General features: G+C 41.5%; 24 protein-coding genes. 6 read left to right on the top strand and 18 right to left on the bottom strand.

Annotated features, from left to right (window positions below; translation table 11 throughout):
* The 5 genes from WB217_RS04540 to WB217_RS04520 all read right to left on the bottom strand — a co-directional run.
* On the bottom strand, positions 1-342 hold a 342-nt coding region (locus WB217_RS04540; protein ID WP_423991054.1), incomplete at its 3' end, for an ATP-binding cassette domain-containing protein.
* Entirely contained in the window at positions 339-983 is a 645-nt protein-coding gene (locus tag WB217_RS04535; RefSeq protein WP_423991052.1) for an HD domain-containing protein, read from the bottom strand. The genes WB217_RS04535 and WB217_RS04540, both read right to left, overlap by 4 nt.
* Before the next feature lie 143 nt (positions 984-1126).
* Positions 1127-1975: a DegV family protein gene (locus WB217_RS04530; protein ID WP_423991050.1), complete on the bottom strand. Its 849-nt coding sequence runs from the start codon at positions 1973-1975 to the stop codon at positions 1127-1129.
* Between the two features lie 113 nt (positions 1976-2088).
* On the bottom strand, positions 2089-2619 hold the full coding sequence (locus WB217_RS04525; protein ID WP_423991048.1) for a hypothetical protein: 531 nt from the start codon (positions 2617-2619) through the stop codon (positions 2089-2091).
* A gap of 21 nt (positions 2620-2640) precedes the next feature.
* Positions 2641-4329 (bottom strand): formate--tetrahydrofolate ligase, encoded by a 1689-nt coding sequence (locus WB217_RS04520; RefSeq protein WP_423991046.1) that lies wholly within the window; start codon positions 4327-4329, stop codon positions 2641-2643.
* Positions 4330-4513: 184 nt separating this feature from the next.
* Here WB217_RS04520 and metA point away from each other — a divergent pair, with 184 nt between their 5' ends.
* The gene (gene metA / locus WB217_RS04515; RefSeq protein ID WP_423991044.1) at positions 4514-5422 is read left to right on the top strand and encodes a homoserine O-acetyltransferase MetA; all 909 of its coding nucleotides are present in this window, start codon (positions 4514-4516) and stop codon (positions 5420-5422) included.
* 39 nt (positions 5423-5461) lie between these two features.
* Here metA and WB217_RS04510 read toward each other — a convergent pair whose 3' ends face one another.
* Positions 5462-6154, bottom strand: a complete 693-nt coding sequence (locus tag WB217_RS04510) for an AIM24 family protein (protein ID WP_423991042.1) — start codon at positions 6152-6154, stop codon at positions 5462-5464.
* A 13-nt stretch (positions 6155-6167) separates the two neighbouring features.
* Positions 6168-6845 carry a class I SAM-dependent methyltransferase gene (locus WB217_RS04505; protein ID WP_423991040.1) on the bottom strand — a complete coding sequence of 226 codons (678 nt, stop codon included), beginning with the start codon at positions 6843-6845 and terminating at the stop codon, positions 6168-6170.
* A gap of 122 nt (positions 6846-6967) precedes the next feature.
* Between WB217_RS04505 and WB217_RS04500 the strand changes: the two genes are divergently transcribed.
* Positions 6968-7186 carry a DUF3892 domain-containing protein gene (locus tag WB217_RS04500; RefSeq protein WP_423991038.1) on the top strand — a complete coding sequence of 73 codons (219 nt, stop codon included), beginning with the start codon at positions 6968-6970 and terminating at the stop codon, positions 7184-7186.
* A 721-nt stretch (positions 7187-7907) separates the two neighbouring features.
* Here the strand turns inward: WB217_RS04500 and mntR are convergent.
* The 4 genes from mntR to WB217_RS04480 form a co-directional block, all read right to left on the bottom strand.
* Positions 7908-8330: a transcriptional regulator MntR gene (gene mntR, locus WB217_RS04495; RefSeq protein WP_423991036.1), complete on the bottom strand. Its 423-nt coding sequence runs from the start codon at positions 8328-8330 to the stop codon at positions 7908-7910.
* A 70-nt stretch (positions 8331-8400) separates the two neighbouring features.
* Complete coding sequence (locus WB217_RS04490; RefSeq protein ID WP_423991034.1) at positions 8401-10578, bottom strand: DNA topoisomerase III; 2178 nt, start codon at positions 10576-10578, stop codon at positions 8401-8403.
* Positions 10579-10745: 167 nt separating this feature from the next.
* Positions 10746-11033, bottom strand: coding sequence for a hypothetical protein (locus WB217_RS04485; RefSeq protein ID WP_423991032.1), 288 nt, complete (start codon positions 11031-11033; stop codon positions 10746-10748).
* Between the two features lie 59 nt (positions 11034-11092).
* Positions 11093-12079, bottom strand: coding sequence for an HD-GYP domain-containing protein (locus tag WB217_RS04480; RefSeq protein WP_423991030.1), 987 nt, complete (start codon positions 12077-12079; stop codon positions 11093-11095).
* Positions 12080-12429: 350 nt separating this feature from the next.
* Here WB217_RS04480 and cspD point away from each other — a divergent pair, with 350 nt between their 5' ends.
* Entirely contained in the window at positions 12430-12630 is a 201-nt protein-coding gene (cspD, locus tag WB217_RS04475) for a cold-shock protein CspD (RefSeq protein WP_023627628.1), read from the top strand.
* An 85-nt stretch (positions 12631-12715) separates the two neighbouring features.
* On the opposite strand, the gene WB217_RS04470 is transcribed toward cspD, so the two are convergent.
* Both WB217_RS04470 and WB217_RS04465 read right to left on the bottom strand, forming a co-directional pair.
* Positions 12716-12892 carry a zinc-finger domain-containing protein gene (locus WB217_RS04470; protein ID WP_423991028.1) on the bottom strand — a complete coding sequence of 59 codons (177 nt, stop codon included), beginning with the start codon at positions 12890-12892 and terminating at the stop codon, positions 12716-12718.
* A 25-nt stretch (positions 12893-12917) separates the two neighbouring features.
* Positions 12918-13574, bottom strand: a complete 657-nt coding sequence (locus tag WB217_RS04465) for a reverse transcriptase-like protein (RefSeq protein WP_423991026.1) — start codon at positions 13572-13574, stop codon at positions 12918-12920.
* A 202-nt stretch (positions 13575-13776) separates the two neighbouring features.
* Here WB217_RS04465 and WB217_RS04460 point away from each other — a divergent pair, with 202 nt between their 5' ends.
* Together WB217_RS04460 and WB217_RS04455 are read left to right on the top strand one after the other, a co-directional pair.
* Entirely contained in the window at positions 13777-14181 is a 405-nt protein-coding gene (locus WB217_RS04460; protein WP_423991024.1) for a reverse transcriptase-like protein, read from the top strand.
* Positions 14182-14183: 2 nt separating this feature from the next.
* Positions 14184-15122 (top strand): DMT family transporter, encoded by a 939-nt coding sequence (locus WB217_RS04455; protein WP_423991022.1) that lies wholly within the window; start codon positions 14184-14186, stop codon positions 15120-15122.
* 20 nt (positions 15123-15142) lie between these two features.
* Here WB217_RS04455 and WB217_RS04450 read toward each other — a convergent pair whose 3' ends face one another.
* Both WB217_RS04450 and WB217_RS04445 read right to left on the bottom strand, forming a co-directional pair.
* Positions 15143-15424 carry a DUF6123 family protein gene (locus WB217_RS04450; protein WP_423991020.1) on the bottom strand — a complete coding sequence of 94 codons (282 nt, stop codon included), beginning with the start codon at positions 15422-15424 and terminating at the stop codon, positions 15143-15145.
* Between the two features lie 54 nt (positions 15425-15478).
* Entirely contained in the window at positions 15479-15943 is a 465-nt protein-coding gene (locus WB217_RS04445; protein WP_423991018.1) for a divergent PAP2 family protein, read from the bottom strand.
* Positions 15944-16089: 146 nt separating this feature from the next.
* Here WB217_RS04445 and sspL point away from each other — a divergent pair, with 146 nt between their 5' ends.
* Complete coding sequence (sspL, locus tag WB217_RS04440) at positions 16090-16221, top strand: small, acid-soluble spore protein L (protein ID WP_423991016.1); 132 nt, start codon at positions 16090-16092, stop codon at positions 16219-16221.
* Between the two features lie 72 nt (positions 16222-16293).
* Here the strand turns inward: sspL and WB217_RS04435 are convergent, their stop codons facing one another.
* The 3 genes from WB217_RS04435 to WB217_RS04425 form a co-directional block, all read right to left on the bottom strand.
* On the bottom strand, positions 16294-17160 hold the full coding sequence (locus WB217_RS04435) for a 5'-3' exonuclease (RefSeq protein ID WP_423991056.1): 867 nt from the start codon (positions 17158-17160) through the stop codon (positions 16294-16296).
* A 141-nt stretch (positions 17161-17301) separates the two neighbouring features.
* Positions 17302-18147, bottom strand: coding sequence for a sulfurtransferase (locus WB217_RS04430; protein WP_423991014.1), 846 nt, complete (start codon positions 18145-18147; stop codon positions 17302-17304).
* A gap of 186 nt (positions 18148-18333) precedes the next feature.
* Positions 18334-20465: dynamin family protein (locus WB217_RS04425; protein WP_423991012.1), on the bottom strand; the 2132-nt coding region annotated here is incomplete at its 5' end.

Genomic DNA, 20465 nt, shown 5'->3' with positions numbered 1-20465 from the left:
ATTATCTGGATTGCTGCTCAATTCGGATAGAACCAATTCATAATCCCTCATCAATTTGAGGATTGGCGCTTCTCCGCTGAATACTTGATCAAGTACAGTGCGGCCTGGCTCCATTTCAGGCTGCTGCGAAAGGAAGGAAATTTTATAGTCTTTTGGAACAATAATCTCTCCTGAATCCGGCTGGTCGATGCCAGCTGCTATTCTTAGCAAAGAAGATTTTCCTGTGCCGTTAACTCCTATTAGGCCTACTCTTTCGCGCTCGCCGATCGTAAAAGAAATCCCTTTGAATAATTCTTTTTCTCCATATGTTTTTGTCACGTTTTCAATCGTAATCATCTTCATGCGTTACCATTCCATTCAATGTAAAATTGTGCAAGGAAACTTTCCATGAAAGCATGCCTTTCCTCAGCGAGCTTCTTTGCTTGTTCAGTATTCATTTTATCTTTCAGCTTCAATAGTTTTTCATAAAAATGATTAATAGAAGAACTATTGCCAGTACGATATTCTTCCAGGGTCATCTCTTCCCTGACAGAAATGCCGGGATCGAAAATCGGGTGTCCCTTCTTCCCTCCATATGCAAATGTCCGGGCAATCCCAATCGCCCCAAGTGCATCAAGGCGGTCTGCATCTTGGACTATTTCTGCTTCGATGCTGTTAAGTTCAATCTCGCGGCCCCCTTTAAAGGAAACCGTTTCGATACAATCTTTTATTAAATTGGCTATATTGCTTTCAAGTTCAAGTCCTGACAAAAATGAATCCAGCTTAGCCAAGCCTGCTTCTTCTGTTTCATTCAACTTTTCATCAGGTATGTCATGAAGCAAGGCTGCCATTTCTATTATGAACCAATTGCCTTTTTGTTCTTTGCTCCATATTAAACGGGCATTCTTCCTTACTCTGTCAATATGGTGCCAATCATGCCCGGATGAATCCTTACCTAGTTCGTTTTTTACAAATTTCTCTGCGGCTTCAATCATATCTCTCATTTGCTGCACCTACTTTCCTACGGAAATTATTTTACCACATAGAACGCATACGTCTGTAGCTATGTATATTAACTATGAATTTTCCCTTAACGAATGCCTGCAATTCATTTAGTAAGTCCAAAAGAAAAAGTGCCAATTGGCACTTAAACGTCTGCATTATTCCAGCTGATTCCAATAGTATGTTCACCAGCATGCACCCCGATGACTGCTCCAATCGGACAGCTTAGGAATTTAATATCCGGAAATTCACTTTCCAGATGAGATTGCCAATCATCGGCTGTCTCTTTATGCAATCCATATAAAATGTAAACTTCCTTAACATTATGCTTTTCATGAGAAGTCCTTAAATACTCGAACATTTTTTCCCGGGCTTTTTTATCGCTCCGCACCTTGTCTTTTGTATTCAATCCGCCATCTTCAATACTGATAATTGGTTTTATGCTCAGCATGCTGCCAAGGTAAAATTGTAATCCTGACATGCGCCCGCTTCTATGGAGCTGCTGCAGGCTGCCAACCATTACATATGTTTCATTGGAATCACGCAATATTTCCAGTTTTTCTTTTATTTCTTCAAGACTTGCACCCTGTTCTGCTAAAGCGATGCCCTTCTTTAATTGAGAAGTAAGCGGAAATGTTAAGATTTTCGAATCAAATGTGACTACAGGAATCTCGACTGACTGAGATGCCTGTACACTCGAAGCAACTGTTCCGCTCAGCTTTGCAGAGACCAGAATAGAAAAAACCGCATCATATTCTTTTGCAAGCTGCTCATACAATTCCATAAACACCCCTACCGGTGGCTGTGATGTCTTAGGTGGTGTTTTTAAGGTTTTTAATCTTTCGTATAATTCTTCAGCAGTTAAATCTTTGCCATCTAAATATTCTACATTGTCTAATACTATGGTCATTGGCACTTGATATACATCAGGATGGTTTCTTAGTTCTTCATCTAAATACGCTGTACTATCGGTTACCCATGCAATTTTTTTCAAACGATCTCCCCCTTTTATGAAATATGTAAATTGCATACCATTACTAGATTATTCTGAAAACTACAGACAAATTCCTGCCTAACATGGCAGGAAACATTGATTCAATTGAATTTTTAAGACAATGAGGCTTTGAGGTTTACCAAGGATTGAATCATATAATCAATTATTTCTGCGAGATCGTCAATCTGGTTCTCGTAAACTAGCCTGTTAAAGGAAATTGATGCTTTATTGTTCACCTGAGATGAGTCGCCTAAAGCATGAATCTGGGCGATTTGTTCAATCGCCCGGCCAGATCCCCAAATTTCTTCTAAAACAATTTGAATCTTTTCATAAAGACTTGATTCATGACGATGAATCAATGAAAAATGAATAACGATTATACATCCTGCAAGGTGCTGGGAATGCTCCAAGTCCAGCAGCTCGGCAGAAAGATTTTCAAGTCCCGCCTCGAGTGTCATAGTCGTAGATACACCTGAATGTTCATCGCCTGGCAGACAGAATGTTATTTCATATTTTCGCGACAGCTTTGCAGTGTTAATCCAGTCATTTCGATCTATAACCAATATTTCGCCACTCAAATCTCTGTCATAAATTGCGCCTTCGATCACGACTTTGATATTTTCAAATGCTGTCGGGTCAAACATGAATTCCCACTCCTTCTTTACCTAAAAGAGACCTACTGCGTTTCCATCCTCATCGACATCCATATTAAGGGCAGCGGGAAGCTTAGGAAGTCCAGGCATTGTCATTACTTCACCTGTTAAGGCCACGATGAATCCTGCACCTACAGATGGCTTTAATTCTCGCACTGTAATCGTGAATCCGGAAGGCCTTCCAAGCTTTTGCGGATCATCCGAAAGAGAGTATTGCGTTTTAGCCATACATACCGGAAGAACTCCCCATCCAAAGGCTTCAAACTCACTAAGCTGTTTCTTAGCTTTTGGTGAAAATTCTACTCCATCTGCTCCATAAACTTGGCTGGCGATTGTCTGGATTTTCACTTCCAGAGGGTCTGACAAGTCATATAAATGGGCAAAGGTATTTTCGCTGCTGTTGATTACATCAAGCAAAGTTTCTGCCAGTGCCAGACCTCCAGCTCCGCCCTTCTCCCACACTTCAGTTAATGCAGCCGGAATCCCAGCTTCAACGCATAATTCCCGTAAAGTATTAGTTTCAAGGTCAGTATCAGTGATAAATCTATTAATTGCGACTACATAAGGGAGACCGAAGCCAGCAATTGTCTCGACATGCTTTTTCAAGTTTGTAAAGCCATCTCTTAGTGCCTGGACATCTTCTTTTAAAAGCTCAGTTTTTTTCATGCCGCCATGCATTTTGAGGGCCCTGATTGTAGCGACAATCACAACAGCAGCAGGTTCGATTCCAGCAGTCCTTGCCTTGATATTGAGGAACTTTTCGGCTCCTAGATCTGCACCGAATCCTGCTTCAGTTACAACAAAGTCTGCAAGCTTGGAAGCCGCTTCCGTCGCTATTACACTATTACACCCATGGGCAATATTCGCAAACGGACCACCATGTATCAATGCCGGTGTATGCTCAATTGTCTGGACAAGGTTCGGTTTTACTGCTTCCTTTAGCAGGAGAGTCAGTGCACCTTCAACTCCAAGGTCACCAACAGTTACCGGCTGCCTGTCATAGTCATAGGCTACGACCATTTTTGCAAGCCTGCGCTTTAAGTCTTTCAAATCGCTGGCAAGGCATAGAACCGCCATAATTTCAGAAGCCACCGTAATATCGAAGCCGTCCTCACGCGGAACTCCCTGCATAGGTCCTCCAAGACCAATGACAACTTTTCTTAAAGCGCGGTCATTAAGATCAAGCGCTCTTTTCCACACAATCCTGCGCTGATCAATTTTAAGCTGGTTGCCCTGCTGTAGATGATTATCAATTAAGGCTGCCAGAGCATTATTGGCGGTTGTTATCGCGTGCAGGTCGCCAGTAAAATGCAGGTTGATGTCTTCCATTGGAAGAACCTGTGCATAACCTCCACCTGTTGCGCCTCCTTTGATCCCCATTGTCGGTCCTAAAGATGGCTCACGCATCGCGATCATTGTTTTTTGGCCGAGTCTGTTCAAAGCATCTGCAAGGCCGACAGTCACTGTGGACTTTCCTTCTCCTGCGGGAGTCGGGTTGATTGCAGTAACAAGAATGACCTTACCGCTTTCTTTAGTCTTGAGTTTCGCAAGTGCTTCTACTGAGAGCTTAGCCTTATATTTTCCAAACAGCTCAATTTCATCGGCATCGAGACCAATTTGGGCTGCAATTTCCGTAATAGGTTTCATTTTACTTTCACGAGCAATTTCAATATCTGACTTAACCTGAATATTCGTTTCCATCCTCAATACCCCCAGATATTCTATATATGCTTACCAATTTATATTCTACCATCACAGCAAAGCTATCAGGAGAAAAATCTTCATCAGACACAAAAATATCCCTTTAGCCAATTGCTCCGTCAAAGAATTCAGACTATAATAAAATTTATTACTATTCGAGCTGCTTTTTAAAGGAGGTTATCTCATGCCAATTAAAATCCCATATCATCTTCCCGCAAGAGAGATTCTGGAGGAAGAAAATATTTTCATCATGGATGAAGGCCGGGCTGCACAGCAGGATATCCGTCCACTGAATATTTTGATACTTAATCTGATGCCAGAGAAGGAGAAAACGGAAAGACAGCTGCTGCGCCTGCTCGGGAATACACCTCTCCAGGTTAATATCACTTTCTTAAAAACTGCTACATACGAATCCAAAAATACATCAAGTTATCATCTTGACGAATTTTACCAAACCTTTGACCAGGTTAAGGAAAAGAAATATGACGGAATGATCATTACGGGTGCACCGATCGAGCTGCTGGAATTTGAGAGTGTGGACTATTGGAGTGAGCTCACGGAGATTTTAAGATGGACAGATAAGAATGTCACCTCCACCTTGCATATATGCTGGGGAGCCCAGGCTGCATTATACTACCATTATGGAATCAGAAAATACGAGCTTCCAAAAAAGTGCTCTGGAGTTTACATGCATCGAGTCCTGGACGAAAAAGCAAAACTTTTGCGAGGGTTTGATGATGTTTTCAAAGCACCGCATTCCCGAAATACTGATATTTCAATTGAAGAATTGATAAAGAATAATAACCTTAAGCTGCTTGCCTCTTCAGACGAAGCAGGACCATTAATCATCTCCTCAACTGATGGCAGAAGAATCATGATTACCGGCCATTTGGAATACGAAGTTACTACTTTGGCAGAAGAATATGTGCGGGATAAGGCGAAGGGGATTTCCATCGAAATGCCTGAATATTATTTCCCTGAAGATGATCCGGTTCGAACTCCGGTAAATAGCTGGCGTTCGCATGCACACTTATTCTTTTCTAATTGGCTCAATTATTACGTATATCAGGAAACACCATATGATTGGGATTAACAGCAAGCAGAGGCATCGTGGTCGATGCCTCTGTTTTGTTTATGACTGAGGAGCATAGTATACTTCCTCGTATGGCTGGACAACGACAAATCCGTCACCGCTGAATTTCATTTGGATTGATTCTCCACTCCCTCGACCTAGGAAGGTTTTTAACGAAATATCAGTGACAAATTCAGGCTGGAGATTTCCTGACCACGCGACTGTCGCATTCGGGTCTGTATACACAGGATTATCCTTGCTGACAAGAAGTGTCAATGGTTCATAATGAGAAGTAATTGCTGCCATTCCTGTTCCCTCTAGCCGGACATTGAATAATCCTCCTGACAGCATTCCAGCTACTCGCCGCATCAGTTTGATATCCCAGCTGATTGACGGTTCGAATGCCAGCAGATCATTTCCGTTAACAAAAATTGATTCGTTCTGAAGGTTTAAAATCGATATTTTTTTCCCTTGGTCTGCCAAATAAAGCTTTCCATTTCCGGTTGCTTTCATAAGTGACGTACCCTCACCTGTCAAGGCCTTCTTAAACATCTTTCCCAGACCATGCTCGAGGATGCCTTCTCGTTCAAACTTGATATTTCCTCGGTAAGACACCATTGCCCCAGCTTTTGACCATACCTGGCCATTCAAGTTGATTTCCAGCACCCTAGGAGTCTCAATTTCAAATAACCCTTCCCCTTTTTCCTGCTGTTTCGTATTATTTACAAATTCCTCAATCGAATATCGACTCATGTCGTTTTCCTCCCTAGTTATTCCGCTGAAACATAAAGACCCACATAAAAGAGAGTGATTGCTGAAGTTCGGCTGGAAGTGATCCAAGAGAAAGCTGGGCAGCAGCTTTTTTATAGACGCCATACTCCCCGACTTTTTTCCAGCCATTTTCACCCGCGAGCCTTTCAAGCTCCCACGGCATGATTGTATTGCAAATCACTTCTTCGCCATATAGTCTTCGATAACTATTAATTCTAGGACCCGCTGTCGGCCCTAAAATGCCAATGCAGGCATAGCCACCTGGTTTCAAAATCCTGGCGGTTTCATTTAATGATTTATATGGGCAGATGGTCCATTCCAGAGAATTGATCGCCATAACCGCTTCAAATGCACCACCTGAGATACCACTATTGGATAAATCCGCTTTATGAAATGCAATTTTTTCATTTCGTGGATTCTCCCGGGCTTTTTCCAGCATTTCATCCGAAACATCGATTCCTGTGACTTTATATCCTTCTTCAGCTAATTTTTCTGATCCAATTCCATCTCCGCAGCCTAGGTCGCATACAGCTGCACCTGCTGGAACATATTTTTTAAAGAAAGAGACAATATCTTTCCTGCTGCCCGTTTCCCACATTCCCCTGCTTCGGGAGTTCCAGGACGATGCCATTCCGTCCCATTGTTTCTCTGATTCTAATTCCCAATTGAACATATCCTCTTGCTCACCTGCCTAGTTTCTATTAACTAGTTATTTCGCGAAAAAAACATGAATTCCTTTTTCGTTTATTTTTCAAGATAAAGTGCAAGACTAGGAGGATGAAAGGAGCGGATCATATGGATCAAGAGCAATTAGTGGCAATTCATAAAAACCACGCTGGTGATATCATCAGCTTCCAAACCTCTAGCGGACGGATTATTTCTTATCGAAAGGCCTTGAATGAAGCGGAAGCAGGAATAATTACAGGAGTTAATATCAATGAGACTGGAGAGGGCTCTTCATCTCTGGTTTCCGCTGATGGGCTAGAGTTGGATCAATTTCCGGATATATACTAAAAAACACCTGACTAATGTCAGGTGTTCAATTTGTAGACAAAAGGGAAACCAATAAGGTCTCTTGGTTACCTGAAAGAACAAATATTGGAAAAAGAGAGCACCAATAAGGAATCTTGGTTTCCTAAAATAACAAATATTGAAAAAAACGGGCACCAATAAGACCTCTTAGTTACCTGAAAGAACAAATATTGGAAAAACAGGGCACTAATAAGGCCTCTTAGTTACCTAAAAGAACAAATATTGGAAAAAGCGGGCACCAATAAGGCCTCTTGTTTACCTAATAGAACAAATATTGGAAAAAGCGGGGCACCAATAAGGTCTAATAGCTATCTAAAAGAGACTCGAGTTAGATTGGAGTGAATGAGCGCATACTCCTCGGAAATGTTTCTGTATTCTCTTCATAAGTAGGTCCTCCAGGAACCTATTCTTTGTCCTGAGGATCAACTGACCAGGTGAAACCCAGTTAAAATGGTCTCTTGTAAAATCATTTGCACCCCGCAGACGCAAGCAGCGCTATGGAGGATCAGCGCCAGCCCCAAGAAGAATTTGCTTATGTAAAATCCAGCAGTTGGGCTTTTATATAATTCTTCCGCGGATAGCGAAGGCCTGGAACGGTAATCAACAGCCCCTTTTCTCCTCCAAACAAAAAAACTGTAAACAAGCTCAATTTTTCATCGAGTTTGTTTACAGTCAGAACACCTGATTGATGTCAGGTGTTTTTTCATTCTTCTTCATTTTGCTTCTGGATTGCCCTTAACTCATCAACTCTGGTTACATTTTCATCAAAATATTGTACAAGGTCGCCAATTCTGTCGATAGCGTCCCAGCTTAAGTGATGCTCAATTCCTTCAACATCATTGTAAATATTCTCATCCTTTACGCCAATCACCTTGAGCAATTGTTCCAGCAATTCATGGCGGTATACCAATCGTTTGCCGGTCTTAATTCCCTTTGGTGTCAGCATCAGGCCACGATATTTTTCATAGACTAAAAATTGATCCTTATCAAGCTTCTGGACCATCTTGGTTACCGAGGAGGGATGGACGGATAATGCTTCTGCGATATCCGATACACGGGCATAGCCCTTCTCTTCTATCAAAATATATATTTGTTCAATGTAATCTTCCATACTGGGTGTTGTCATCCCTTGACCTCCAATGCTTAAACAATAGCCATATTAAAGTGTACTATAGAAGAACATGAGTGACAAGGCGTTATCCTTCTTGCTTGATTGGCTGAAGTGCTAAATCAAACTTTAGTTTCTTTTCCTGCTCGTCCCAATATAGCATGGCGGCAAACAGTTTATCTTTTCCCTGGAAACCTTCAATGACCTCCGTTTTGCCTTCTGCTAACAGTTTTTTGATATTTTTTTGGGTAACCGTTTTACCAAGAATCTGTTTGGACAGCGTGAAATCACATTTTGTTTTCTGATAGTTCGAACAGCCATAAAATACCCCTTTATCAACTACCATCCCATCACACTTTTTGCATTTGCCGAGGCTCGTGCTTCTGCGAGCGCCCCCGCTTTTCTTCCCGGGTACGAAGGCACTGGTCAATTCATCAGAAAATGTCCATCCCGATGATCCTTCAGATGTTTCCGCTACAAGATGCTTTATCATTTTAGAGGTCTGGTCAATGAATTGTTTTGGAGACGCTTCTCCTTCGCCAATTTGGTGCAGCCTCTGCTCCCATTTGGCTGTCATTTCAGGTGAGGCAAGGACTTGCCCGCCAATAGCAGCAACTAGGATTTTCGCTTTAGCAGTTGCATAAACGAGATTCTTTTTAACATCAATATATGCGCGTTCCTTAAGCATTGTAATAATGCCTGCCCTGGTAGCCTCAGTTCCAAGGCCCTCAGTCTTCATCAAAACCTTTTCGAGTTCTTTATCTTCGATATGTTTTCCAGCTGTTTTCATAAGTGTTATCAGCTGGCCTTCTGTCAGCCTTTTTGGCGGTTGTGTTTTACTTTCCTTGACCTCAGCTTTCACCACATTGCCGGTTTCCCCTTGTTGAACTGCAGGAAGCTCTGGCTCCTTATCTGCTTCTTTTTGGGGAAGTACCTTCTTCCAACCCTCTTCCAGCTGAACCTTGCCTTTTGAAATAAAGTCAGCCCTGCCATCGACAACGGTTTTAATCGTTGTATACTCTGCGGCATAAGGTCCGTAATGAGCCGCTATCAAGGTTCTCGCCAGTAAATCATAAAGCTTTTGCTCATCACCTGATAGCCTGCTCAGGTTAGGCACCTGTTCAGTCGGGATGATGGCGTAGTGGTCGGTTACCTTCTTTTCGTTCACATACCGCTTATTATTTCTAATTGACGATATCGGCAGAGGGAAAAACGGCTCGTAATCAGGTATTGCCTGCAATTTGTTTAAAATTGCAGAAAACCCTTCAGCTTCTCCTGGAGTTACATATCTGGAATCGGAACGAGGATAAGAAACAATTCCTCTTTGATAGAGTCCCTGCAGGATATCGAGTGTTTTTTTCGGTGACATCTTAAAGCGGCGGTTCGCCTCAGCTTGTATCGCTGAAAGGTTGTACAATAATGGTGGTAGAAATTCCTTTTTCTCGGAATTCACTTCTGCAGCAATTGCCTCTTTCCCATTGCAAAAAGCGGCAATTTTCTCAGCCATTTCCTTCGAGGAAATTCGTGAATCTCCATCTTTCTCCCATTTGCCGCTGTATTTTCTGTTGTTGATATTAAACTTCCCAAACACTTCCCAAAACGGCTCAGAGACAAATTTTTCTATCTCAAGCTCTTTTTTGACAATCAATGCAAGAGTGGGAGTTTGTACCCTTCCTACTGAAAATACGTCCGAGTATCCTTTCTTCTGAAGGAGAATCGTGTAGAGTCTAGAAGCATTCATTCCCACAACCCAATCAGCACACGCCCTTGTATAGGCTTCAAAATATAAGTTTTTAGTATCAGACTCGTTTAGTAATTTCTGAAAGCCCTCTTTAATCGCTTTTGGAGTAAGTGAAGATATCCAAAGTCTTTTCATCGGTTTAGTACATCCTGCAAGGCGGAGAACGTTCCGAATGATCAGCTCGCCCTCCCGCCCCGCATCTCCTGCATGAATAATCTCCGAAACCTGGGGATCTGTGGCCAGCTTTTTTATAATTGCGAATTGTTTAGCTTTAGATTTTACAACTTCATATTTAAAATACTCCGGAATGATTGGCAAAGTTTCGAGTGACCACTTTTTCCATGAAGGGTTGTATTTTTCCGGGGAAGACAGCTCAGTTAGGTGTCCAATCGCCCATGAAACATATGCCCCTTTCGGAAAGATGTCATTTGGGAGGATCTCTATGAATCCTTCCCTTTTTTTCGTTTTGAAGACGGAGGCCAGCGTTCTGCCCTGGTCAGGCTTTTCCGCAACAATCAGTTTCATATTCTCCTCCTGTGTTACATTAATAGGTATGTTATTTTAGTCTCGATTTCTATTTTATATGTTGGTTGACATTAGCGTAAAGGACTTTTATCTCAGCTTAAGCCAGACAGTATGTATCTTCACAAAAATTTAAACAGGCAGCCGATTCCTCAGCTGCCCTCAAAAAATTAATTCTCAAATGGTTCTATTATGTTTTGGTCGTTGATGTACCACCGATCCCTGGAAACAACAGCGGAGACTGTCAAGATTAATGAAGGGACCTTTTCTATCCGGATCACTATTGCCCCAATCTGCTGATGGAAAATGACAAAGGACTCACCATGTGAAAAACCTGCCCACTGTGGCCCCATAATGGCGATTGATCGGATAATGCCCTCTTTTTCTTTTGCTTCAAGGGAAAGATGCGGAGAAAAAATAATGATCCAATCCTCATCGCCAATTGAAAAACGGTACATGCCCTCACCCTTTTAAAGATCTTAATAGACTATTAAAAGATATGAAAAGCAGCCGTGAATTATACCCCTACGATGGAATCATTTAAAACCCTGGAAATCCGCAATCCTCGGTTCAGCCTTAAATCAATCAGCGTATCTTCTGACTTGATCAAAGCCCTTAAAGGCTCATACGGATCGACCATAATAATCGTCCCTTCTTCACCGCTGCTCAAGAGCACCCGGCGGCCTACAAGGCTGTCCATGATCCTAAACAGGAAAACCATCATTATTTTCGGATCAAACTTACCAAAGACATCATTTTGCATTTGTGAAATGACGATGTGGAAGGGCTCAGCCTGATGATATACCCTGGATGATGACATCGCATGATAAACATCAGCTATAGCAACGACTTTTGCAAGCTTGTCTATTTTATCGCTCTGCAGATGGAAAGGATATCCTCCGCCGTCCTCTCGTTCATGATGCTGGAGCGCAATTAATGCCACCCGCTCGTTTATTTCAGGTATATCCTGCAGTAATTTATAACCATACACTGTATGGCGCTTCATTTCCCTATATTCTTCCTGAGTCAGCCTGCCAGGCTTATTAAGGATGTCTGAGGGCACTCTTGCTTTACCAATATCATGAAGGGTAGCTCCAAGTGAAAGGTCAAACAATTCTGCTTGGCTCAAATTCAGCCACTTTCCAATTAATGTTGCAATGATTCCAACACAAACAGTATGTCTGTAAGTGTATTCGTCTTTACTCTTTAATTCATAGAATAAATGGTAAATATGTGGAATCTCCGCAGCTTGTCTGATTGCCGGCATGATATCATTCTTGATCTCACTAATCGGCACCACACCAGTTTTGGCAACGATATCAAAAATTTCTTCCATTTGTCTTGACGCAGCATTAATTTTCTTGGCAACTTCATCTAGTCTGCTATTTACCTGACGTTGTAATGGCTGGCTCTTATTGAGATCACTATTTCTAATGGAATCTAATAACCTGTCTATTTCCTGATCTGATAAAGATGTTAAAGCTGAGGGAGCGGCTTTTTTCATTAGTACCCTCCTATAATCGCTATTATTTAGGCTCCAGATTGTTTCCTTTCTAAAGAAACAATAAAAATGGGAATCTAGCCTCGATAAGAAAATAATAACAAATTTTTCCGTAAATAGAAACGGGATAGAGATAAAATTCAATTTATTTAAAATTAAGTAAATTTTTAGATTATTGAAATTTAATGCGCTTTCATTCCTTGACTGCCTTATGCCCATTATTGTATATTTAATACATCATTTAACAGTATATATTTGCCTCATGGAACAAAAAGCAAGTGTATCCTTTAGATGATAATATTCAACTTTGACACAAGCTTTGTGTCTCGAGAGACATGGGAGGAAAGTTTATCATGCAAAATGGTAAAGTAAAATGGTTCAACAATGAAAAAGGTTTTGGCTTCATCGAAGTAGAAGGCGGAGACGATGTTTTCGTTCACTTCTCAGCAATCCAGGGAGATGGCTATAAGTCATTAGAAGAAGGCCAGGAAGTTTCTTTCGAAATCGTCGAAGGAAATCGTGGACCACAGGCTGCAAACGTAGTGAAACTTTAATTTAAAAAATGTTGAAGGCTGGCGTTGAACGCCAGCCTTTTTTGATGTTCAATTTCGTTTTGAAATACACAAGTAACTTTTCATTTTACTTAAGTCTTTGTCCGCAGGTTTTAATCTGGTTACCGACTGTACATTCAGTAATACAGAATCTATGGGCAAATCTTTTCCCCTTTTCAACCTGGTGGTGCTTCTTCAAGAAACAGCCATTACAATACGTACTGAGCAATGTTTCAACCTCAACAAGGATTTCCTTCCGTGTCAAACTCTTCCCGCCTTTCCCATTGGCTTTATAATATTTGCATTTTACTGTTAATGAATTTTCCTTGGAGTGCCTGTGTAGCTAATTTATCCGCTTCTTTATTTTCTTTCCTGCCAACGGGATTATATTTGGGATACAGGCCGAGATTCTTTATTTTATTCTCTATTCGGTCCAGCCAGCGATTAAGAGTTTCTTCATAGCAAGGCCATTCCCCTTCAAGCTGTTTAAGCACGACTTGAGAGTCTCCCTTAAATTCGCATGACATATTACGGACACCCATCTCATCCAGTATTGTAAGGGCAAAATAAAGAGCAGCATACTCGGCTTCATTATTCGTTTCAAGCTCATCAAATAATTCATTGGCACGCAGCCTGTATTTTTTCTTGCCCTGTTTAAAATAAATGATTGCCCCTAGCCCAGCCTTATTAGATTCCCTGTCAAAGCCTCCGTCAAAATAGACAATAAGATCATGGGGCTCCTCTTCCACTTCAGCAAGGAGCTTCCGCATCTCTTTCATACTCCAAGAAGTTCCGATTTCATCTATGAAGTTAATCTCACCTGCCCTGCCTGACCTTTCGAGCTCTTCCCCGGCTTGCAATGCATGCTCCCCATCAAGGAGATCAGAGCTGAACAGAATGGTTTCTATTCCCTTTGCTTTAAATTCCCACTCTAATTTGTACTTCATGATTTCAACCTCACCATCTCCTTGGGTCCTGAGTCCTCCCTGGCATTTGGATTATTTTTATTTATCTTACCCATTTTGTATGCCAGTTACAATGAAAAGGGTGCTTATTACCTCGGTTGCGAAATTGCATTTTTTTATTTTCAAGCAGTCCTATTATGATACACTATCTATTATCTGTATAAACAACCAGGAGGGGTCTTCTTTGATCGAAGTTTACATTGACGGTGCAAGTGCAGGCAATCCGGGTCCAAGCGGAGCTGGCATTTTCATAAAAGGTGAAGGGGAAGTATACAGGCATTCAATTCCTCTTGGCATCATGTCTAACCACGAAGCTGAATATTATGCATTTATAAAAGCTTTAGAAATTTGTCTCGAGAAAGGTTTCAGCGTAGTATCGTTCAGGACTGATTCCCAGCTGGTTAATGCTGCCGTAGAGAAGGCATTCGTCAAGAATAAACTATATGCTCCCCTTTTGGAAAAAGCACTTGAGCTTGCTGGAAAATTCGACCTTTTTTTCATGAAGTGGATACCATCCAGTGAAAATAAAACAGCAGATGAGCTTGCCAGGAAGGCCATCAGGGAAAACAACATGAAAGGAACTCAATAATAATGAAAGCATCTACGTTTGCAGATTTAAGCCTTTTATTTGTTGCGCTGATTTGGGGTGCAACATTTGTTCTTGTCCAAAATGCCATTTCATTTCTTGAACCACTTTCTTTTAACGCTGTACGCTTTACCACAGCTGCTGTTCTATTAGGTTTCTGGCTTGTTGTTTTTGAACGTGAACAGCTTAAAAAACTTGATAAAAAATTGATGATGTCTGGCATGATGCTAGGTTTTTTCCTTTTCATTGGATATGCGTTTCAAACGCTAGGACTCCTATATACCACTTCTTCAAAAGCAGGCTTCATTACCGGCCTCAGCGTTGTCCTTGTTCCCTTGCTCATGATAGCGGTCTTGAAGCAGAGGCCTGGGATCAATTCGATTGCCGGCGTTGCTGCTGCCACTGCAGGATTGTATCTTTTGACAATGTCCGATGTTTCAAGCCTTAATATCGGTGATGGTTTTGTTCTTATATGCGCAGCAGGTTTCGCTCTCCATATATTGTTCACAGGAAAATACAGCAGCAGCTATCCTACACTGCTCCTGACAACGGTACAAATTGCGACAGCAGCCATTTTATCTGCGATTTCTGCAGTTTTTTTCGAGGATTGGAGGAAGTCTTTCAATCCAGAAATCATTTTTTCAGGAAAAGTAGTCATGGCTTTACTGATCACTTCTGTTCTTGCTACGGCACTTGCATTCTTTATCCAAACCAATTTCCAAAAGCATACAACAGCAACCCGTGTAGCCCTTATTTTTGCGATGGAACCGGTTTTTGCAGCGATTGCTGCATTCTTCTGGGCTGATGAAAGACTTACATCTAGCGCACTCATAGGCTGCGGCCTCATTTTTGCAGGTATGGTCTTTGCGGAATTGCCTCCACAACGGTTCGAAAATCTGCTCAGGAAAATACATCCAAAAAAAGAAGCTGACTTCGAAGCATGATTGCTTTGAAGTCAGCTTTTTTATACAGCCAATAATTCAATCTCTTTTACAAACTGCAGAGCTGCTTTGCGAGAATGTATTTTATTAGAAGCGAACGTTTCCAGCAATGAAATATAAAAGCTTCCGTCAAAATTCTTTTGAGCTTTTAGGGTAATTTCAATTGCTGCATTGGTGATTTCATCTGTAGAATTCGTATAATGCTGGCCGAAATAAATAAATCCAACCGCATCTTCTCGCAACTGAAACCCTTTGCTCTTCAAATGAAGCAAATAATCTTCAACTGTTCGCACTGACTTAATCAATCCTCTCTTCAGGCCATGTTCTAATAAAATCTTACCGCAAATTCCGAGGATTTTCTATCGTTTTTTTGTAAGATGGTATCCAGCAAATCCCATCAGCGCACCCAGAAGCGCACCTCCAAGTACTTCTTTAGGCTGATGGCCAAGCATCTCCTTTAGCGGATTAGGAGATTTTTCTTCGAATTCCACTGGGTCATCTTCGTGAATTTTATCGATCAATTCATCTAGATCATTTACTTTAAGGGTTAGCTCTCCTGTCTGCCTTCTGATGCCCTGGGCATCGTACATGACAATCATTCCATATACCAGGGATAGTGCGAAATCAACGGTCCGCACCCCTTTAGTAAGTGCGATATAAGTGGTCAGTGAAGAAACACCAGCAGAGTGGGAACTTGGCATCCCGCCTGTAGCCAGAAACAAATCTGGCTTCCATTCTTTCGTTTTAGCATAATGAATCGGTATCTTTAAGGCCTGAGCCAGGCCAATACTTGATAAAGCAATGATTACACCTTTATTCATCATATGTCACCTCCATGTTATTTTGAAGAAAAATGAGTGCTTTTATTCTTGGCAGTTCATAATAAGAATCAAGCAGTTATTAGACAACCTATAAAGGTTATTTCACTTTTTCAGGCCATCTTAAACAAAAAATTTCGGAGGGATGAATGATGAGCAAAAAACAAAATAGAGGAACAAAGGCACCTGGTGTCAATCCACAAGGCTTTGGGCAGGACGCAGAGTTTGCTGAAGAACCAAAGTCAAAGCTCGAAAATGCAGCTAAGAAGAAAAACACTAAGTAAGATACTGAGATTTTTATCAAATTAATCTAAAATAAGCGATAAAAAAAACGGCTGTTGTCAGCCGTTTTCTTATTATGCATACATCGTATCATTCTCAAATAAACGGTGCAGTCCTTTTAACTCCACTTCACTGAACTTGGCCAGCACCTTTTCTCTGTCGATTCTGAAGACCGCTTCATCCATACAGCATTCCACCGGCACATCACATTTAATTTCTGCCAGCTGTCTGCTTAAATGCAGCATCTCCATGTCTGCCTCGATCTTTGCGCGCTGGGATTTAGTCAGTTGATGGAGGTTTGCGAGGACTCCATCTACATTGCCATGATCCTGAAGAAGCTTCAGCGCTGTTTTTTCACCGATCCCGCGGACTCCAGGATAATTATCACTCGGATCCCCCATGAAAGCTTTCAAATCGATCATTTGTTCAGGCCAAATTCCCTTTTCAGCGTAGAGTGTTTCACGATTGTGGACGACATAATTTCCATAACCCTTTTGCAGTAAAACGACGGAAACACGGTTATCTATCAGCTGAAGGATGTCCTTGTCACCTGTCAGGATCGCTACAGCATCAACCTCACTTGCCGTCCTTGCGATCGTTCCTATGCAGTCATCAGCCTCATAGCCTGCGAGTCCAATGTTAGGCACATCAAGAGCTTCCACAACTTCTTTCACAAGGTCGAACTGAGGAATGAGCTCAATTGGCGCCTCTGGTCTGTTTGCCTTATATGAATCAAACATTTCTGTGCGGAAGGTTTTGCTGCCCATATCCCAGCAAACCGCTGCGTGGGTAGGTTTAAACGTTGAAATTGCTGTAGCAAAGTGTTTAACGAAACCGTGAATTGCGTTTGTCGGTAAACCCTTAGAATTTATCATGAATTGTCCGGAAACGGCTGTGGCATAAAATGCCCTGAATAATAATGCCATCCCGTCTACAAGCATAAGTGAAGTTTTATTATTATTTTCCAAGCTGAAACCTCCATTAGTGATGAATTTCAGAAGCTGCTTGCCTCTTCAGCAAGCGTCGTATGTGGTTCAACTTGTCTATTATACCATAAAACTGGAGCTATTTTTCTCAATCTATCAGCTCCCTGCATTTCCCTTCTCAACAGGGTTTTCTTCATATGATACCCAATCACTGTAGCTGCCTGCATAAAGCCTGACATTGCTGTATCCTGCTTCCTTCAAAGCAATGTAGTTTGGAGTGGCAGTTACACCAGAACCGCAATATACAATAATCGGCTTATCTTTTGCGATATCTGCAAATCTATTTTCCTGTTCAGTTATTGGTTTAAAAAAGCCATTTTCAAGACCATCCATCCAGGGCTTGTTAATCGCAGTGGGTATATGACCAGCAATCCGATCAATTGGTTCCTCGATGCCGAGATAGCGCTTTTGTTCCCTTGAATCAATAAGAACGGTATCGCGGTCCCGATTTAGAACAATGTCCTTTACCTCTTCATAAGAAGCCAGTAAATCCTTGTTTACAGAAATAGCGAAAACCGCTTTATCATACTTAGGAATCTCATGATCGACTGGATATCCCGCATTCTTCCAGGCTTCTAATCCCCCGTTAAGTATATAAATCTTTTCATGTCCAAGATACTTTAGAAGCCACCAGAACCTGGAAGCATATGCTCCTTCTTTCGAGTCGTAGGCAATTAATATCGTATCATTACTGATTCCCGACTCTTCAAGTTTTTTTTTCAATTGATCCTGCTTAGGGAGCGGGTGCCGACCTCCATGTGTTTCCACAGCACCTGATAGGTTTTTTTCCAAATCGAAATAAACCGCTCCAGGGATGTGGCCTTGTTCATATTGAGTTCGCCCTGCCTCCGGATCGCCAAGCTTGTAGGTGCAATCAACGATCCTGACATTCCTGTCAACCAGATGGTCCATTAACCATTTGGAATCAACTTGATATTGCAAGAAAATCACTCCCCGTTTACCTGGCTTTCTCTGGCCAATAATTTTTTAACATTTTCTTTCGGATTCCAGCAGTCAAACTGATAATGTGTCTTCGTTTCAAAACCCAGCCTTGCACAATAATACTTCAGATTGCCTCCGAATTTTCCTGACCTGAAATGAATGCAGGTGGCACATGCATGAAAACGGCTATTCTTCATCCTTTATACAACCCTTATTGATAGTTTTAATCTTTTCCAATGAAGTTTTAACCATAGCAATTGAAAAATTGTCCTCCAGTGCTGAACTTATTCCCTCAAAATAGTCAGTGATTTGCTCTGCAGTATCATTCAGGACGCTTTGAAAAGCAAAATTCATTTCTTGGATATAATGTGTTTTAAGCCTAGTATTTTCTGTTTCAAGATACTCTCCTGCAGGAGACTGAAGCTGTCGCTCCACTTCTTCACTCATTAGCTTCTTATCGTTATTCTCAAAGAAGGCTTTTGGATTTTTAAACATTCCCATTGCCTTTTTGAACTGGCCGCGGTCCAGATTCAGGAATGCTGTTTCAAAATCCAGACCAGTAAGAGAAGTGTTTTCAGATAAAGACAATGACACAGCCTTATTGATTTTAATTAATTCAGCAAATATTGATTGCTGGAATTCTTTTAAAAGCCGATCGATAAATGCCTCAATTCTTAACGAAGTCGCCCTCATCTCCTGGGCAAAGTCATACCCGATGCTTTCAATCAATTCTTCCAGCGCCGTTTCCAAAGCCTTTCTCAGATTTCTGCCATCCTCTTTCAGAAGCACAGGATTAAAGGATTCTTTGAAGAACTCTCCGAATCGTATAAATACTCTTCGACGGATATAATAAGTCAATTCGTCCGCTTCCTGTGTAAGACGCTCTCCAAGGAGCTCAGTCGTCTTATTTGATAAAATGGACAGCATTTTTTCCTGTTCCATCTGAAGTTTTTCACGTTTTTCAGCTTTGGCCGCTTTGTCTTCTTCCGCTGAAACAATCATTTCTTCTATTAACATGACAGCCTGCTGCCATTTAGCTTCTGCAGCATCTGAAGCCATGTTCATAAGATCATTTTTGATAAATGAATAAAAGGCCTGCTCAAACCTATTGAAAAGCGGATTCTCCCCAATCTGCGGATCCAGCTTGGCTTTTAAACCCATCAAGCTTGAAACAGGGAAAAGATGCGGTTTTCTGATTCCATATTGAACAAGTTGTCCCTCGACATATTCGAGTACAGCTTTCTGCTCTTCTTCTGAGCTTGCTAAATCGACTGCGTTGACAATAAAGAACATTTTATCAAGCTCAAAAGTATCTTTCACCCTTCCAAGCTGGATCAGGAACTCTCGGTCCGCTTTTGAGAATGCGTGGTTATAATAGGTTACAAATAAAATAGCATCAGAGTTCTTGATATAATCAAAGGCCACACCTGTATGGCGAGCGTTGATTGAGTCAGCACCAGGTGTATCTACTAGTGTGATTCCTTCCCGGGTCAGCTCACAGTCATAATAAACTTCAATCCACTCGACAAAGCAAGACTTTTCTTCTTCGGCAACATACCCACGGAAGGATTCGAGATCCACTGTCAGCAATTTACCAAATTGGTGATTAAAATGAGCGAACCCTTTTGCAAATGCCTGCAGGAAGGAAAAGTGAGTTTTTTCAACGGCACTAAATCCGTTATCCTCCCACTTAAGGTTGTTGATTTGTTGTATTGCATTATTTAAATTCGTTGATTTTTGCCCAAACAATCCGAGCGAACGCTCAACCTCTTTGAGCAATACGGCTGCATCCTTGATTTTTACGACCACACTTCCATGTGGATGCTCAGCTGTGACTGGCTTTATTTTATTGATTGCGGCCGTTGTAGGGTTAGGCGAAACAGGGAGAAGTCTTTCACCGACCAGTGCATTTGCAAATGATGATTTCCCGGCGCTGAAAGCTCCAAATAACGCGACAGTGAATTCTCTTTCCTTTAACCTTGACGCTTTCTCTTTTAACTCTTTGGCAATTTTTTTCAGGCCGGGAATCCCTTCAATTTCAGAAGATGTATATGCCAGTTTATCTACTAATGACTGCTGTTTTTCATGATATTCATCAATTGTACTCACATGTTTTTCACACTGTGAATTTAGTTCAGCGATTTTTTCAGTCTGCTCAATTACCGTCACGGGAACAACAGGCTCCAGTTTTTCAATTACCTCCGGTTCATCATCCAAAGGTTTGAAGATGCTGAAATCATTCTGACCGTACTCATGGACAGCATCTCCATACAAAATTTCAGACACCTTCCGCCTTTGCCCATTTAGCTCATCTTGTA

It is taken from the genome of Mesobacillus sp., from assembly GCF_049588175.1.
In the GTDB taxonomy this organism is placed as follows: domain Bacteria; phylum Bacillota; class Bacilli; order Bacillales; family Cytobacillaceae; genus Mesobacillus.
This window is presented reverse-complemented; position numbering and strand designations above follow the sequence as displayed.

Excerpts from the sequence above, each read along its gene's own strand:
- WB217_RS04535 (WP_423991052.1), bottom strand. The coding sequence starts at position 983 with ATGAGAGATATGATTGAAGCCGCAGAGAAATTTGTAAAAAACGAACTA.
- WB217_RS04490 (WP_423991034.1), bottom strand. The coding sequence starts at position 10,578 with ATGAAACTGATTGTTGCGGAAAAGCCTGACCAGGGCAGAACGCTGGCC.
- cspD (WP_023627628.1), top strand. The coding sequence starts at position 12,430 with ATGCAAAATGGTAAAGTAAAATGGTTCAACAATGAAAAAGGTTTTGGC.
- WB217_RS04435 (WP_423991056.1), bottom strand. The coding sequence starts at position 17,160 with ATGCTTGTAGACGGGATGGCATTATTATTCAGGGCATTTTATGCCACA.
- WB217_RS04455 (WP_423991022.1), top strand. The coding sequence starts at position 14,184 with ATGAAAGCATCTACGTTTGCAGATTTAAGCCTTTTATTTGTTGCGCTG.
- sspL (WP_423991016.1), top strand. The coding sequence starts at position 16,090 with ATGAGCAAAAAACAAAATAGAGGAACAAAGGCACCTGGTGTCAATCCA.
- WB217_RS04510 (WP_423991042.1), bottom strand. The coding sequence starts at position 6,154 with ATGAGTCGATATTCGATTGAGGAATTTGTAAATAATACGAAACAGCAG.
- WB217_RS04505 (WP_423991040.1), bottom strand. The coding sequence starts at position 6,845 with ATGTTCAATTGGGAATTAGAATCAGAGAAACAATGGGACGGAATGGCA.
- WB217_RS04525 (WP_423991048.1), bottom strand. The coding sequence starts at position 2,619 with ATGTTTGACCCGACAGCATTTGAAAATATCAAAGTCGTGATCGAAGGC.
- WB217_RS04485 (WP_423991032.1), bottom strand. The coding sequence starts at position 11,033 with ATGTACCGTTTTTCAATTGGCGATGAGGATTGGATCATTATTTTTTCT.
- WB217_RS04520 (WP_423991046.1), bottom strand. The coding sequence starts at position 4,329 with ATGGAAACGAATATTCAGGTTAAGTCAGATATTGAAATTGCTCGTGAA.
- metA (WP_423991044.1), top strand. The coding sequence starts at position 4,514 with ATGCCAATTAAAATCCCATATCATCTTCCCGCAAGAGAGATTCTGGAG.
- WB217_RS04465 (WP_423991026.1), bottom strand. The coding sequence starts at position 13,574 with ATGAAGTACAAATTAGAGTGGGAATTTAAAGCAAAGGGAATAGAAACC.
- WB217_RS04500 (WP_423991038.1), top strand. The coding sequence starts at position 6,968 with ATGGATCAAGAGCAATTAGTGGCAATTCATAAAAACCACGCTGGTGAT.
- mntR (WP_423991036.1), bottom strand. The coding sequence starts at position 8,330 with ATGACAACACCCAGTATGGAAGATTACATTGAACAAATATATATTTTG.
- WB217_RS04480 (WP_423991030.1), bottom strand. The coding sequence starts at position 12,079 with ATGAAAAAAGCCGCTCCCTCAGCTTTAACATCTTTATCAGATCAGGAA.
- WB217_RS04445 (WP_423991018.1), bottom strand. The coding sequence starts at position 15,943 with ATGATGAATAAAGGTGTAATCATTGCTTTATCAAGTATTGGCCTGGCT.